The sequence below is a fragment of the candidate division WOR-3 bacterium genome, assembly GCA_011052815.1.
GTDB lineage: Bacteria > Hydrothermota > Tepidihabitantia > SM23-42 > SM23-42 > DRIG01.
The window spans coordinates 24,160-39,410 of sequence record DRIG01000039.1 but is presented as its reverse complement, the minus strand read 5'-3'; the positions used below and the strand labels follow the sequence as shown (position 1 = coordinate 39,410).

The 15,251-nt window shown below is 44.8% G+C and carries 15 protein-coding genes; 6 read left to right on the top strand and 9 right to left on the bottom strand.

Annotation, left to right across the window (positions count from 1 at the left end):
• Nucleotides 1-349: 349 nt before the first annotated feature.
• The 7 genes from ENI34_03825 to ENI34_03795 all read right to left on the bottom strand — a co-directional run bounded on the left by ENI34_03825 (nucleotide 350) and on the right by ENI34_03795 (nucleotide 6,830).
• Nucleotides 350-1,729: an MBL fold metallo-hydrolase gene (locus tag ENI34_03825; GenBank protein ID HEC78255.1), complete on the bottom strand. Its 1,380-nt coding sequence runs from the start codon at nucleotides 1,727-1,729 to the stop codon at nucleotides 350-352.
• Between the two features lie 20 nt (nucleotides 1,730-1,749).
• A complete protein-coding gene (locus tag ENI34_03820) occupies nucleotides 1,750-2,217 on the bottom strand; it encodes a zf-HC2 domain-containing protein (protein HEC78254.1) in 468 nt (155 codons plus the stop codon).
• Nucleotides 2,214-2,819 carry a sigma-70 family RNA polymerase sigma factor gene (locus ENI34_03815; protein ID HEC78253.1) on the bottom strand — a complete coding sequence of 202 codons (606 nt, stop codon included), beginning with the start codon at nucleotides 2,817-2,819 and terminating at the stop codon, nucleotides 2,214-2,216. Before ENI34_03815 ends, ENI34_03820 begins: the two co-directional genes overlap by 4 nt.
• Entirely contained in the window at nucleotides 2,806-3,969 is a 1,164-nt protein-coding gene (gene larC, locus ENI34_03810; protein HEC78252.1) for a nickel pincer cofactor biosynthesis protein LarC, read from the bottom strand. Before larC ends, ENI34_03815 begins: the two co-directional genes overlap by 14 nt.
• Nucleotides 3,966-4,667: a nickel pincer cofactor biosynthesis protein LarB gene (gene larB / locus ENI34_03805; protein HEC78251.1), complete on the bottom strand. Its 702-nt coding sequence runs from the start codon at nucleotides 4,665-4,667 to the stop codon at nucleotides 3,966-3,968. Before larB ends, larC begins: the two co-directional genes overlap by 4 nt.
• Nucleotides 4,640-6,088: an AmmeMemoRadiSam system protein B gene (gene amrB, locus ENI34_03800; protein HEC78250.1), complete on the bottom strand. Its 1,449-nt coding sequence runs from the start codon at nucleotides 6,086-6,088 to the stop codon at nucleotides 4,640-4,642. Before amrB ends, larB begins: the two co-directional genes overlap by 28 nt.
• A gap of 151 nt (nucleotides 6,089-6,239) precedes the next feature.
• Nucleotides 6,240-6,830 (bottom strand): biotin transporter BioY, encoded by a 591-nt coding sequence (locus tag ENI34_03795; protein ID HEC78249.1) that lies wholly within the window; start codon nucleotides 6,828-6,830, stop codon nucleotides 6,240-6,242.
• Between the two features lie 99 nt (nucleotides 6,831-6,929).
• Between ENI34_03795 and lpxD the strand changes: the two genes are divergently transcribed.
• Nucleotides 6,930-7,871 carry a UDP-3-O-(3-hydroxymyristoyl)glucosamine N-acyltransferase gene (gene lpxD, locus ENI34_03790; protein HEC78248.1) on the top strand — a complete coding sequence of 314 codons (942 nt, stop codon included), beginning with the start codon at nucleotides 6,930-6,932 and terminating at the stop codon, nucleotides 7,869-7,871.
• On the top strand, nucleotides 7,816-8,643 hold the full coding sequence (locus ENI34_03785; GenBank protein HEC78247.1) for a hypothetical protein: 828 nt from the start codon (nucleotides 7,816-7,818) through the stop codon (nucleotides 8,641-8,643). Before lpxD ends, ENI34_03785 begins: the two co-directional genes overlap by 56 nt.
• Here the strand turns inward: ENI34_03785 and ENI34_03780 are convergent.
• Nucleotides 8,617-10,371: a T9SS type A sorting domain-containing protein gene (locus ENI34_03780; protein ID HEC78246.1), complete on the bottom strand. Its 1,755-nt coding sequence runs from the start codon at nucleotides 10,369-10,371 to the stop codon at nucleotides 8,617-8,619. The genes ENI34_03785 and ENI34_03780 overlap by 27 nt on opposite strands.
• A 104-nt stretch (nucleotides 10,372-10,475) precedes the next feature.
• Between ENI34_03780 and ENI34_03775 the strand changes: the two genes are divergently transcribed.
• Both ENI34_03775 and ENI34_03770 read left to right on the top strand, forming a co-directional pair.
• Nucleotides 10,476-10,694, top strand: a complete 219-nt coding sequence (locus ENI34_03775; GenBank protein HEC78245.1) for a type II toxin-antitoxin system HicB family antitoxin — start codon at nucleotides 10,476-10,478, stop codon at nucleotides 10,692-10,694.
• Nucleotides 10,695-10,883, top strand: a complete 189-nt coding sequence (locus ENI34_03770) for a type II toxin-antitoxin system HicA family toxin (GenBank protein ID HEC78244.1) — start codon at nucleotides 10,695-10,697, stop codon at nucleotides 10,881-10,883. It begins immediately after the preceding gene.
• A gap of 119 nt (nucleotides 10,884-11,002) precedes the next feature.
• On the opposite strand, the gene ENI34_03765 is transcribed toward ENI34_03770, so the two are convergent.
• Nucleotides 11,003-11,884 (bottom strand): DMT family transporter, encoded by an 882-nt coding sequence (locus ENI34_03765; GenBank protein HEC78243.1) that lies wholly within the window; start codon nucleotides 11,882-11,884, stop codon nucleotides 11,003-11,005.
• 76 nt (nucleotides 11,885-11,960) lie between these two features.
• Between ENI34_03765 and ENI34_03760 the strand changes: the two genes are divergently transcribed.
• Both ENI34_03760 and ENI34_03755 read left to right on the top strand, forming a co-directional pair.
• A complete protein-coding gene (locus tag ENI34_03760) occupies nucleotides 11,961-13,208 on the top strand; it encodes a glucose-1-phosphate adenylyltransferase (GenBank protein HEC78242.1) in 1,248 nt (415 codons plus the stop codon).
• A complete protein-coding gene (locus ENI34_03755; protein HEC78241.1) occupies nucleotides 13,205-14,452 on the top strand; it encodes a glucose-1-phosphate adenylyltransferase in 1,248 nt (415 codons plus the stop codon). Before ENI34_03760 ends, ENI34_03755 begins: the two co-directional genes overlap by 4 nt.
• The last annotated feature ends 799 nt before the right edge of the window (nucleotides 14,453-15,251 follow it).

Sequence of the window (15,251 nt, the reverse complement as noted above, 5' to 3'; positions counted from 1 at the left end):
TTTTCAAACCCTATTTTTCCACCACCCAATTTTGAATAATCGAACCCATTTCAGTAAGATTGTTTTCGTCGCTGTGGAGATCAAATCTAAACATTATAAAAACTATGGCACGATACCTTCATTTTTGCCTTAACCGATGGATATATTAGATTAGAGCGTAAATGCGTAGAGGGTGAGTTTAGCAATATTGACCTTTATCTTCTGCCTTTTATGGGCAGATGTGAAGGTTAACCATCATGCACAATCGGACGGGCGTTGTGGTAAATGACAATAAGGTTTGAGGCTGAAGAGTATAAAAAGACCGAAGTGATGAACTATAATAAAGAATAAAAAGGATTCAGAATCAGAGCTAAATCGTGATGTGGGTCATTGTCTGGGGGATGTTTACATCGATCTGTTCTGCTGTCTCGATCTTTTTCTGGAGCGCAGTCGCCTCCTCAATGTCGCCGTGAATAAGATAGACTTTTTTTAATCTTTTTCCTCCGCAGTCTTTTACATATTCCAGAAGGTCATTGCTGTCGGCGTGTGCGGATAATCCTCCCATAAAATAGACCTTTGCGTGCACACGGTATTCATCATTGAAGATCCTGATCTTCTCAAAACCGTCAAGGATTCTGCGTCCGAGGGTGCCGCGTGCCTGGAAACCCGTCATTACGATTATATTATCATCGTTCTCAATCGAGTGAATGAGGTGGTGGGTCACCCTGCCGCCCTCACACATCCCGGATGCAGACATAATTATCATCGGACCCCGGCGAGCATTCAGACTCTTTGACTCTTCATTGGTTGTAATGTAGGTCAATTCAGGGAAGTCAAACGGGTCACCGTCTTCAAAAATTTTGTATGTCTCTTTATCAAAGCACTCCGGGTGTTTTCGAAAGACCTCGGTTACATTCATCGCCAGCGGACTGTCCACATATACAGGGACCCCTTTCAATGCCCCTGCATCAGATAGGGTCTTCAACATCGTTACAAGCAGCTGGGTTCTTTCCACCGCAAAAGCGGGGATGATGATCTTACTCTCTCGTTTCTTTCCTTCTTTGATGATATTCTCGAATTCGGCGGTCATCCCTTCAAACGATTTGTGTGTTCTGCTTCCATAGGTCGATTCCAGAATGAGATAATCGATGTCGTTGACCACGGTCGGATCTTTGATGATCGGCATATTCTTCCTGCCGAGATCACCGCTGAAGAGAATCTTCTCGCCGTCCGCTTCCAGCAGAATGACTGAGGAGCCGAGGATATGGCCGGCGTCGTAGAATGTCGCTTTCACCCCGGGAATCGGTTCGAACGTCTGCCCGTATTCAATAGTTGAGAACTGCTTCAACACCCGTTCCGCATCAGCAACTGTGTAGAGGGGTTCTTTCAACGGCAGCCCGTTCTTTCGGTGTTTTTTATTGACGAATTCAATATCATATTCCTGGATCTTCGCTGAATCAACAAGAAGAAGAGAGGTGATGTCTTTTGTCGCGGCAGTACAATAAATCGGTCCTTCAAAACCCCGCTTAGCGAGGTTGGGAAGGTTGCCCGAATGGTCTATATGGGCGTGGGAAAGGAGTACAGCCTTTATGTCTTTCGGTTTAAAAGGAAATGTTTTATTTATTCTTTCGGCATCATCACGATGGCCCTGGTATAAACCGCATTCAAGGAGAAATTTCTGTTTTTTATACTCAAAAAGATGGAGTGAACCGGTTACTGTCCTTGCGGCTCCGACAAAGGTTATATCCACGTCTGATACTGTCCTTTCTTTTATTCTCCGTATTGCTGGTTTATCATCTTTATGAATTCTTCGGTCTGTTCTGGTGAGAGTTCGTCCATCTCATTATATGGATCGTATTCATAATATGAAGGGACCTGTTCCACGGTTTCCCTGGGTGAAGGTTTAAAGAAAAGATAATAACCGAGCACGCCGACGAGGAGTGCCGATGCCGCTACCGGGATGACGATGTGAAACGGAAATCTTTTTTCGATCTTCTCATGGCTGATTTTTTCGTGCACAGACATGACGAAGTTATCCCAGTAGGTGTCCTGGAAATAATATTCACACATCTCTGTTTCCTGGATGGACCAGCACTGTATACAGTCACTGATAAATTGGAATTCCTCACGGCAGATAGGACATTTTTTAAGATGCTCACGGATAGCGAGCTCGTCTTCCGCGGTAAGGTCGCCTATTACGAGATCAATGATTTTTTCCTGAATCTCGAGACAGTTCATATCTTTCCTTTTAGATAATTTCGTAAATTCTTGACTGCAAGATGATGATTGACTTTTATCGTACTTATGGGCTTTTTCAAAATTTCACTGACTTCCTGATAAGAGAGATCCTCAAGTGTACGCAGGGTAAAGACCGCTTTCTGGACTTCTGGTAATTTCGCCACGGCAGCTTTTATCTTTTCTCTGAATTTCTTTCCTTTGTATATCTGTACTGGATCGTCGTGCCCTGAGCCGGTTATCTCTTCATATAGTTCTTCAATAGGTCTCTGTTTCTTCAGAAAATTCAGACAGTTGTTGACCGCAATTCTATAAAGCCAGGTTGAAAATTTCGACCGCTCGTGAAATTTATTTATCTTCCGATACGCCTTCAAAAATGTCTCCTGTGCCAGGTCCTTTGCATCATCGTAATTTCTCAACATTTTGTAACAGAGATCATGAATTTTAACCTGGTGCCTCCTTACCAGTTCATCAAAAGGTTCGATTTCACCGGTTTTCACCAGCTTCACCAGTTCTTCGTCACTTAACTCTCGATATTTAGACAATCTTTTAGTAAATTCGTTTACCCGCTGGAGGCGATTTTCCGTATTTTCAGAAGTTTTCATAATGGCCTTTGTTCAATTCCCGGGTGACAAACGATATAAGGTCACTGCGCAACTTCTGGATTGAACAGCCGCTTCGCAGGGCGAGTTTTTTCAAGTCCTCGTATTCAATGGAAAATTTCATCTTTTGATTGAATTCAGCGATCTTTATCCGAATGGTTCCATAAGGTGATTTAACCTTTTTTATGCTTCTGGTTATTTTCCGACGGCTGGTCTTTGTGAATCGCACTCCTAAGGTTGTTGTTTCAGTGAGCAAGATTTGCATTATTCCGTCGATATTATCCTGTGCGAGAACGGTTAAGAGAATACCCGGTCGGGAGCGTTTCATTATCACCGGTGTCATGAAGACCTCCAGGGCACCGGCGTCATACAATCTATCGAAAACGAGTTCATAATCCTGAGGATTCATATCATCGATGTTGGTTTCAATGACCGTGCATTCGTCTTCAATCAAGCCGATGGATTCACCGATAAAGATCCGCATGAGATTGGGGTAATCTTTCAGATTGTAAGTGCCGGCTCCCAGACCGACCGCATGGATTTTTGAAAACACCAGTCTATTGGTCGGCTCTGCAATGGTGCTGATAATGGCGGCACCGGTCGGTGTGGTGAGTTCAGCCGGAATGGGCAGGAACTCGACGGGAAATCCCTTGAGCAGTTCTGCCGTAGCAAAGTTGAAACTCGGCATATTGCCTTCCTGTGTCTTTATGAATCCGATACCTGCTTTAAGGGCGCGTGAATATATCTTTTCGACCTGAAGATAATCCAGGGCGACCAGGGCACCGGTGATGTCAAGCAGAGTATCGGCGTCGGCGAGTTCATGGAGATGGAGGCTGGGACTGCGGTGCACTTTTTTTTCAACCGAAAAAATACGATTGATGATCTTTATCGCATCCTTCTTTATCTTCGGGGTAAGATCACTCTTATTTATCAGGGGGATGAATCTATCTTCTTTTATTTTTGTATTTATTTTAAATCGCACACCGCGGGCGCTCACACCTTGTTTCTGCAGACGCACCACCTTCAATTCACATCGGGGAATAAACTTCAATTTTTCTTTGAGATATCTTATCGGTACGCCGCAGTCGATCAACGCGGCGAGAATCATGTCACCGCTTGCACCGCTTATCGGATCAAAATATAAGATCTTCATAATTTATTTATGAGTGACGCCAGATAGCCGGCACCGAAGCCGTTGTCGATATTCACAACCGCGATTCCCGGAGCGCATGAATTAAGCATCGTCAAAAGCGGGGTCACTCCTTTTAAACTCAGACCATAACCGACGCTCGTCGGTACGGCGATGATCGGTTTGGAAAAGAGTCCGCCGGCTACTGATGCGAGAACTCCGTCCATACCGGCTACGACAATCAAGACCCGTGCCTTCTCGATCTCTTTTCTAAAAGAAAGAATCCGATGGAGTCCGGCGACTCCCACGTCATATATTCTTTCAACTTTGCTGCCCGTTATCTCTGCGGTAACTGCGGCTTCTTCTGCAACAGGGATGTCTGCGGTGCCGCCGGTGAGTACGGCGACCAGTCCTTTTTGCGCCGGTTTTCTGCCGACATAGAAAAGGCGCGCGTCTTTATAATATTTACCTTTCCGGTATTTCTTCTTCAATTCCTTCGCGAGTCGGGGACTGACCCTGGTGAGCAGGACCTTTTTGTTGGCTTTATAGATCCTGGCGCTGATGCCGAGTATCTGTTTTGTCGTTTTTCCTTCGCTGAATACTACTTCGGAAAACCCTTTCCGTTTTGCCCGATGCAGGTCCACCTTTGCATAACCAAGGTCGTCATAAGGGTCGATGAATACGGTCTCTTTTTTCAAAATACCTCGGCGGAAAACTTGTATATTTCAGCATCTTTTAATTTATACGCATCAGAAGGCAAGCCCGCTTTGTGACAGGTCTCTTCCAGAAATTCCTCAACCGTCCATCCGTATTCAGCCGCGACCTGAGGCAGAAGAAGTCCGCGGTTATAACCCACCACAATATAGAGGCCGTCGCGTCCGATGACGATATCGTTGAAATCTTTGACCCTTTCCAGCGGTGTTAATACTGAAATCTCTATTTCCAGATCATCCAGCTCTTTTTCAGTCACCGGAGAAAAACGCGGGTCTTCAAGGGCCGCCGCCCTCGCCATCTGCTGACAATTTTTATAGAGTGGTTGGTCTCCGATGATATGGCCGATGCAGCCGCGCAGTCTGCCGTGTCGATTAATGGTTACAAAGATTCCGTAAGGTTCTTTTAGTCTCTGGGGAATATTTTCGAATTCAGGCATCTTTTTCCCTTTTACCGCGGCTTCGATCGATTTTCGGGCGATCTCTTTCAATTTTTTCTTTTCCTCTGCTGAAAATCCCAGATTAACACCGACTTTACTTTCTTTTTCTTTATAGAATACAGCCGCCAGATAACCGACGACCTGATTGTAATCCCCTGATGTATTGCCGCTTGTGGCGTACATCACAGGCTTTGCGCTTGTGGCACCCAGTTTTTTCGTGGCAAGCATCGTCGTAATAATCGGCGCACCGCCGCATGCTTCGCAACTGTCCGTACTCAATCGTCTATAAAGAAGTTCAGGATCATACATTGATACTGATTCGACCACGAGATTATCGAGTTCTTCTGCCGCCGCCTGTGGATGGTAATGGGAAAGGTCCGAGCTCGCAACGATAAGGATTCTTTTGTCTTTTGCGGCTTTGACGATTGCATCACTGAGGGCCTCACAGATTTTATAATCCTGGCTTCCCATAACGATCTCCACTAATTTGAATTTTTTGAGCACGGTCTGCAAAAAGGGAATCTGTATTTCCACTGAGTGCTCTTCAAGGTGGGCGTAGGGATCATAAATAATATTCTTATCCTGCTCAATGATCTTTCGGGCGAGCTCTGCGTCAAACTCGACCGTACCCAGTGGAGTCTTTCGTCCGGCGAGTGTATCGACCGATGCTCCGTAGAATCCATGGTGGTGACTCGGTCCGATTACGATGACGTCATCAAAAGTCTGGTCTTCCAGGCATTTATAGGCGAACGCCGCGACCTGACCGGAATAGATATACCCTGCATGGGGGACGATCAATCCATGAATTTCGCCGTGCACCGGCGCACGGGCTTTTTTGAGATATGTCTTAATCACGGAAGTTAAGTCTTCTTTCTTCCCTGGATACCATGAACCGGCATGGATTGATTCCCTGTATTCTTCTTTACTCTCGCAATTTTGACTCATTATCATTACTCCCAGTAATAAAAATTTTAAAAAAAATTCGATTAACATAATATATAGGCTGACACGAACTCCGTGATATTAATATAACATCTTCTGCAAAGGCGGGATTGAGGGTTGCTGAGATTTCGGCTCTTCATATAATTATCTTACCGATAAAAATAATTATGTCAAGGTTGCTTTCTTAATTATCTCAGGGCGACTACGATCTTGGAAGAACGGACTTCGCCGCTGCAGCTGCTGCAAGCGCTTTAAACAGATCGACCGGAATGAACGGCAGCACCGCCATAATCAATGTCTGCTTTACTGTGGTTTTCATAAATAACGCAAAGTAGACGGCGCCGCAGAGATAGATTATTAAAACACCGATCATCATCAAGCCGATGAGCGGTAATAAACCATGCGATCTTTTATACTTTTCCGTCATCCATCCGATAACCAACGCCGCAGGAATAAATCCAAGAATATATCCTGCAGTGGGTCCCAGGGGAAGTCCGCCGGTCGCTCCGGTGAACCATGGAAAGCCGGCGCAACCGATGATAAAGTAGAGAAACATTGCAAAACCGCCATAGAAATTACCCAGCAGCACTCCGGTAAGGAGTACAACGAAGACCTGTCCTGTAATCGGGACCGGAGTGAATGATAAAGGAATACGTATCTGCGCCGACAATCCGGTGACAGCCGCCATTCCCAGGCATAAAAACAGTCTTTTTGCCCGGCTCAAGCCATACATCCATTGATAATAAGCTGCTTTTTTAGTCTCCCAGTAATTTATCGTTCTGCTTAAATTCAAATTTTCCTCCTTGATTTGATTCTATTTTAAATAATTTATCGGAAAAGTCAACCTCGAATTTGCGCTTGACAATAAGGCTTTTCCTGAATAGGATAGTCCGTGCGTTTGAGTGAAGTCCAAAAGATAGTCAAAGGTGAACTCTACGGTAAAAAGAATTTTATTATAAAAAAGATCGCGCCTCATGAATATGCAAAGAAGAATGAATTGACATTTCTTTTTAACCCGGAGTACAAAACAGATGCCGGCGCCGTGATCGCCGCTGAAAAAATAAAACATAAAAGCGGAATCGTTGTTAAAGAACCTAAAAGAGCGATGTATATACTTTTAAAATTTTTAGCGGAGAAGAAAAAGAAAAAACAGATTTCTCCTCTTGCGATCATCGGTCGGAACGTCTCTATACCAAAGAACTGTACAATTGATCCTTTTGTCGTTATCAATGATGATGTCAGGATCGGCGCGGGTACGTATATCGGTGCATATTCGTATATCGAAGAGAAGGTGAGCATCGGAAAGAATTGTGAGATCCACCCCCATACCACCATTTACAGAAATACGAGGTTGGGGAATTTCGTTGTGGTGAATTCGCATTCAGTCATCGGCAAAGAGGGCTTCGGTTATTTCAAACAGAGAAGGTACAAGCGTATCAGACATATCGGCGGTGTGGTCATCAAGGATTTTGTTGAAATCGGCGGTAATGTGACGATAGACCGCGCCACTATCGGTGATACAGTCATCGGAGAAGGAACAAAGATCGATAACCTCGTCCATATCGCCCACAATGTGGTGATCGGTAAAAATTGTATTCTTATGGGGCAGGTCGGGATCGCCGGTTCCACAAAGATCGGTGATGATGTGATTCTCTGCGGCCAGGTTGGAATCAGCGATCATTTGACGATAGGAGATAATGTGGTCGTCTATGCCAAATCAGCGGTATTCAAATCGATTCCCGGCAGGGAGCGATATTCCGGCATCCCGGCACGTAGACATGATACTGTTCTGCGTGCACTCGCCCGTCTTTATCAAAAATATGAAGAAGATTGAAGGCACCGGTCTGAACAGCACATTCTGCAGTCTGGAAATCAGACCGAATAATGAATTTCTCTTTTATCTACACGAAAATTCACACCAGCCACTGAAGATTCCACTGGATATCGAAGAGATTAGAGTGGTGAATCATTCAGTCTCCTTGGGTAAGGAACCGGGTGCCAATGTGGTCGAACATCTTTTTTCCGCTTTATATGGATTGGGGCTGTTCTGCGTCAGGATCGACCTTTATGGTAATGAGATGCCTTTTTTCGACGGTTCGAGCAAAGAGTTTGTTCGTATATTAAGGGGGTTTAAAGAAACCGGCGCAGGTCCAGTATTGAGATTAAATAAGAGACTGGAGGTTAGACACGGCTCGTCATTTATCCGATACGAGCCCACAACAGATGAGCTGTTTATCATCGATATGGAACTTTCACATCCGTATATCAGGACCCAGAGGTTGATTTCAACGATCGACAGGGAGACGTATATCAATGAGATCGCCGCAGCCCGGACATTCGTCTTCACCGAAGACAGTGACGCGCGACTTAAAAATTTACCGCCCTATGGTATCGGAATCACAAAGACCGGCATCTATGCGGCTGAACCGTTGAGGTTCTCTGATGAACCGGTGCGCCACAAAATACTTGATTTGCTCGGTGATCTGTATGTTCTTAACAGAAAGATTGTCGGCAAGATAACCGCAAGGAACAGCTCACATCTTTTGAACCAGAGGTTTATCCGCCTGCTGCGGAAAGAATCAATCGAGCAAAAGAACCTTTTTTAAACCGCTCCCTTTTTGGATGTTGAACTTCAAAAAATAGACCCCTGGTGGCAGATGCGAAAGATCGAGTGTTTTTTTGTTAACCCCCTGAATACAATTGAAACTATATTGTTCCATTCTTTTCCGGCCGATACAGTCATATATTGAGATCTCTATTCTCGATGGCGCTGAAAGAGCGGCTTGAAATGTGAACTTTCCCCGGGAGATCGTTGGCGATATTGAATAAGAAGGCGAAAAGAAATTCTTTTGTGTGTTATCGCTGATTCCGGAAATAAAGATCGAGGCGGTATCCCAGCCGACCTCGCCCGCTGAATTCCATGCCCATACCTTTACAAAATAAGTACCGAACAGCGGTGTGGGAAACGATGATGTATAACCGCCGGTTGTATCGATGATGAGGTTGTGAACCGACGAGTCAGGGTATATTACATATCCCTGCGGGATGAAGACCTTTTTAATATGATAGACTGCCTTTGTTAAACCGCTTCCATACCCGCCCTGGTCGAATATCACATGGGGACAATCAAGCGAGTCGATTACGATCTTCGGGTATCTTTTCTGTTCACCGTTACTGTAAAAGGCGGATTCCTGAATGATCGTTATTTCACTGTCGGCTGCGGAAAAACCGTTTTTGTCACACTTGCCGTTGATGAGGGTATAATAGAGGGAGTTACTTCCCTGATAATAGGGTGACCAGACGATGTGGATATTGGTATCTGAATCCACGGCGAATTCCGGTGCCCACACCTCAACCGTTCCTTCGGGGGTCAGATTGGTCGTATCCACAGAACAGGTTCCGTCCGGATACAGCTTTTTATAGAGAAGATGATTGTGCGTTCCGTCCCAGTGCTGCCATATGAAGTGTATACAGTCATCAGCACTGATCAGGATTTCCGGTTTATTCACCTGATGAGCAAAATCGTCGGCGACGGGTACAGGCGCTGACCACGTTGAACCGGCGTCGGCTGATTTTGAGTAGACTATCTCATGGAGGTCCCTTGACCAGGCGATGTATATTTCACCCTGGGAATTGATTGCGATATGGGAATCACCGGTCCAGCTCTGGGCTGAATCACCGGTTGCAACAGGTATCTTGTCGTAAATAACCCCGCCGATTGAATCCAGTTTTGAAAATAGGATGTCACCGGTGTTGTCGGCTTTTGATGTGTAGATATAATTCAGATCGTCCACCACCCCGGCGTCCATATTGTCAAACCAGCCGAGAACCGGATGTCCGATATAGTGATTTCTACCGGCACCGTCCTTTACAATGGGCTGGGTTTGGTAGCCGTTCCATTCAGGGTCCTGGTGGATAAGGTTGCCGGTGTAATCGAGAACATCGCGGTGAAAATTTTCGTTTGAGTTTGAATAATTATAAAGAGAAACAAGTACATATACCGTATCGAGCCCGTCGATACCCAGCCGGGTGTTGAGCCACCAATAGTCCCAGTTTTGATACACCGAGCAGAAACTCGTATCGAGCCATCCCGCGGCTAAAGGCTGGTTCGCTGTAAAAGATACGAATACTGTATCCTGACCAGGAGTGAGGGTAAGGTAAAGTTCAGGCGGCGTCAATGGACGGGATTTATGATTCTGTCTTTTTATATTTATCTCTTCTGTTTTCATCTCATTATATTTGATATTAAAAACGGCGGGGTCGTCTTTTATGGACTCCGCCTTTAAGAACAGAAAGAGAGATATTATTATTGCAGTCTGCAACAGCTTATTCATAGAACCTCCCGACTTTGAAATTATAATTCTTTTTTATCTTAAGTCAATATGATCCTGTCCATTAGATGTACTTGACAAAAGCTTACCTTTTAGTATAATTCAATATGCTAAGTAATTATACTGCTAAATATACAAAAATCGGATCAGGCTATATGGGGCAACTTATAGAATGGCCCGAGGTTGTAACGGAAGGTAGATCTTTAGAAAGTTGTAGAATAATGCTTAGAGATGCCTTGCAGGAAATGATAAAGGCATATAAACAGCAGCATAAGGAAATTCCTGCTGGCAGGGCACTTATCGAACAGATTCCTGTTGAAATTTAAATGTCGATAAAACGCCGGGATTTAGTAAAATATCTTGAGAAAAATGGGTTCTATTTGCTACGTGAAGGGAAGAAGCATTCAATATATACCAATGATAAGAAAACAATTCCAGTAAAAAGACACAGAACTCTTGATAGGGTTACTGCTAACGAGTTATGTAAACAGGCTGGTCTAAAACCTAAATTTTAATTTTTAATCGTTTTTTTACCGAAAATTGTGGTAAAATGGTTGACCTTACCTATGCGTCAGCTTGAGCGATAACATCTGCAGTCAGGAATCGCACAAGTAGATTTGCATTAGAGCTACTATCATTTTTCAGAGAATGTCCGCTGCAGGATGATTCCCGCAACAATGAATACCAGGCCTATGAAAGTGGAACTCAGAATTTTTTCACCGATTGTAAGGTGGATTACCATAAGTGATAAAAACGGTACGAGATAGATCATATTGCTGACCTGGGCGGTTGTCTTTGACAGATTCAATGCCCTGAGCCAGAGCACAAAAGTGATGCCCATTTCGAATGCTCCGACATATGCAGCACCGATCCATCCCGGCATACCGGGAAGAGAGAGATTATCGGTTATCAAGAGCAGGATAAAGATGAAGAAGACACCGAATGCAAAATTGAGGAACAGTTTGGCGATTACATCACGTCGGTCCTTTACATTATATATCCAGAACAGCGCCCAGATCACCGCACTGCCCAGAGCGAGGACGACCCCCAGGGTATCAGTGAATCTCAGATTTGCAATATCACCGTGTGTGGATACTATGATGACGCCGAGGAAGCTTATGAAGAGCGCTGATATGTTGAGTAAGGTGATTCGTTGTCTCAACAGAATGATTGACATAATCGAGAGAACTATCGCCCAGGTCTGGTTAAGGGGCTGGGCTTCCTGCGCCGGAAGTAATGAATATGCTTTAAAGAGAACCAGATAGTAAAGGAACGGGTTTAAAAAACCGAGCAGCGCCGAGTGGAAAAGGTCTTTTTTTGAGGAATTCCTCAACAGGAAGAGTCTTTTAGAGGATAATAATATAATGAAGAAAATGATTAAAGAGAACAGAGAGGCGAAGAACAGAAGCTGGAGATGATTCAGATACCGTAATGAGATTTTAAACGCCGACGCCACGGTCGCCCAGATCAATATCGTCGCTCCGGTATAGATATATGCCTTTGTCTGTCGATGCATAGGTTAAGTTATCTGAAAAACAGGGTATGTCAATATAGAAGATGATTGTCTTGACACCGCCCTGTGATTTCTTATAATGATTTGGATTATGGAAAAAGTTCTGGCTCTTGTGCTCGCCGGCGGCAGGGTGGATGAACTTCTCTGTCTGACGGAAAAACGGGCAAAGGCGGCGCTGCCGGTTTTTGGTATCTACCGGATCATCGATTTCGTCCTCAGTAATTTAATGCATGCCGGGATTGAAAACGTCGGCATTCTTTCCCAGTACCGTCCCCATGATCTGGTACGCCATATCGGAACCGGTGAACACTGGGATTTTATAGGCCGCACAAGGGGAATCCGTATTCTGCCGCCGTACCGTGGTCTGCACAGTTCAGATTGGTATAAAGGGACTGCCGATGCGGTTTATCAAAATATTTCGTATATCGAGGAATTCAAGCCCGACCATATTCTGGTTGCCTCGGCGGATCATATTTACAGGATGGACTACCGACCGTTTATAGATTTTCACATTGAGAAGAAGGCAGACGCCACAATCTGTTTTGCAAAGCTTAAGACGAAAAGCAGCCGCTTCGGGTACGGTGTTATGGAAAAAGGCAGGCTGGTGAAATACTTTGAAAAGCCGTCTTCTCCTGTATCAGACTATGTTTCTATGACCTTATATATATTCAGAAGAGAATTTCTGATGGATGTTTTAAGTTCAAATGCACGCCGCCGATCGCATGAATTCGGTAGAGATATTATTCCGGCGATTATCCCTCACAATAAAATCTACGGCTATGTCTTTAAGGGATACTGGGCGTACGCCCGGACAATCGATTCCTATTATGAAACCAATATGGAATTGTTGAAAGGAAAGATTGATTTGAACGCGTGGCAGGTAAGAACCAATCTTCTGGAACGTTCTACTTATAAAGACCGTTTGCCGGCGTATATAAATGGTGTGGTTATGAACTCGGTCGTCAGTGATGAGTGTATCATAGAAGGAACAGTGAAGAATTCAATTCTTTCTCCGGGGGTTGTCGTGGCACGGAACGCCGAGGTGGTCGATTCGATAATATTCCATGATACAAAGATCAGAAGTCATACAAAATTAAAAAAGGTGATCTGCGACAAAGATTCCATCATCGAAGAAAAGGTCACAATCGGTTATGAAGGTAAAGGGATTCCTTCCCGAAAATTTAAAGAACTTATGCATTCCGGGATTACTGTATTGGGCAGGAATATCTTCATTCCTGAAGGTGCCAGGATCGGAGCGAATACGGTTATCTACCCGGGAGCGGAGATCCGTGGTTCAAGAATCAAAGCGGGGAGTGTTATCCAATGAAAAAAGATGTTATTGCGATGGTGCTTGCCGGCGGGGTCGGTTCCCGATTGAATGTACTCGCACGCCAGCGGGCGAAACCGGCGATTGTCTTCGGAGCGATCTACAGGATTATTGATTTCACCATGAGCAATATAGCCAACAGCGACATTGATGTCGCGGGAGTGCTGACCCAGTACAAACCGCTTTCTTTGATGGAACATATCGACAACGGCAGACCATGGGACCTTTTTGGAAGAACACGCCTTGTTGAAATATTACCGCCGAAGACAGGTGAGGAGATCTCGGATTGGTATAAAGGGACCGCTGATGCGGTTTATCAAAACCTCGATTTCATCAGCGGCTTCAACCCCAGATTCGTTCTTGTCGCTGCCGGTGACCACATCTATCACCTGGATTACAAAGAGGTGATTGAATACCATATCGAGAAGGGAGCCGATGCAACGATATGTTTGATACGGGTTCCTGAAAAGGATGCCCGCCATTTTGGTCTGGCTGAGGTGGACGACAGGGGACGGATAATTCACTGGCAGGAAAAACCTCAACATCCGCAGTCAAATCTTGCTTCTATGGGAGTCTATCTCTTTAATTCAGAACTTCTTTTATCCGTGCTGCCGAAGGTCGCCCGAAAAGGCGGCGTGGATTTTGCCAGAGACGTTTTTCCTCTGCTGTTGAAGAAAGATAAAATTTTCGGATTTTTTTATCAGGGGTATTGGCGTGATGTCGGAACCATAGATACCTACTGGAATACGAATATGGATTTGTTGAAAAGAAACTCTGGTTTGAACCTTGCAGAATGGGGAGTGAAGACCAACCCCGTGACGAGGGGGAAGGTCGGTGATCAGCCAGCCACTTATTTCAGCCGGTCAGCCCGAATCAGAAGTTCTCTCATCGCACGGGGTTGTGTAATTGAAGGAAGAGTGGAGAACTCTGTGATCTCGCCGGGCGTAAGAATAGGTCGTGGTGCACTTGTTACTGATTCTGTAGTATTCCATGATACGATGATCGAGGAGGGTGCGCAGGTGTTCAAGACGATCGTTGATAAGCAGGTCAAGATCAGCAGGAGGGTGGTAATCGGTCAGGGACGGAATTCCGCGAATCGAAGATATCCCGGGCACCTGAATACCGGGATCACGGTGATCGGAAAGAATGCGGTTATCTACGCCGGAAAGACAATCGGTAAGAACTGCATAGTTAATCCCGGCGGTATTGTTGACAAAGACTTTATTTCCGGCAGCACGATCTAAGTTAAAAATGAAATCGTAAGGTAAACCAAAATCTGTTTATTTTACATTTTCCCTTGATTTATTCCTTAAGTGCGACAGCTCCTGAAGATTAAATCTCCCGTAATTTCGGGAGATATTGTAAAAAAGTGTGACACCTCAAAAAAGTGTGACAAAATGTCGCACTCCCCCTTCAGCAAACGCTTGTCTGACAACGTTTTGCCGATACCTCAAAAAGTGCGACAAAATGTCACACTTTTTAACCTGAAAAATTTCGCGGTTTTTAAAGAAGTCCTGTAATTTCAAGCATTTCTCAGCTGGCACGGATTTTGCATAGTAATTTAAGTAGAGCGAACTTCACTATATGCATTTGGAGCGGAAGAGGCTGTGGATTCGGTCCTGACCCCGCCTTCACCAGAGGTGAGGCTCGTGGAAAAGTGGGTCCTGGGGAAAATCAATTAGTGGAATCACGGGGGCCGGAATTCAGGATGAGACAATAATCTTAGAAGGAAAAAGTCAGGAGGTGAAATATGCTAAAATGGTCAGCGATCATTCTTGTTTTTCTTCTATTCGCTACAACTTCTTTTTCTGACGATCGTGCAGCCTGTGGGCTTAACGGGACGGTTTATGCAAGTGACAGTACTCCTGCGGGGAATTTGTTGTATAACATCGTCGTGTGTAAAGTCGGGGGACCTGGAATTGCAGGCTATAACTATGACGCGACTTTCAGTACGTATCGTATATACTGTCAAACAGGTCTTACTCAAGGTAATTGGAAAGCATATGCAGTCACCTATGAGAATGGGCAATATCGTTATTCTGG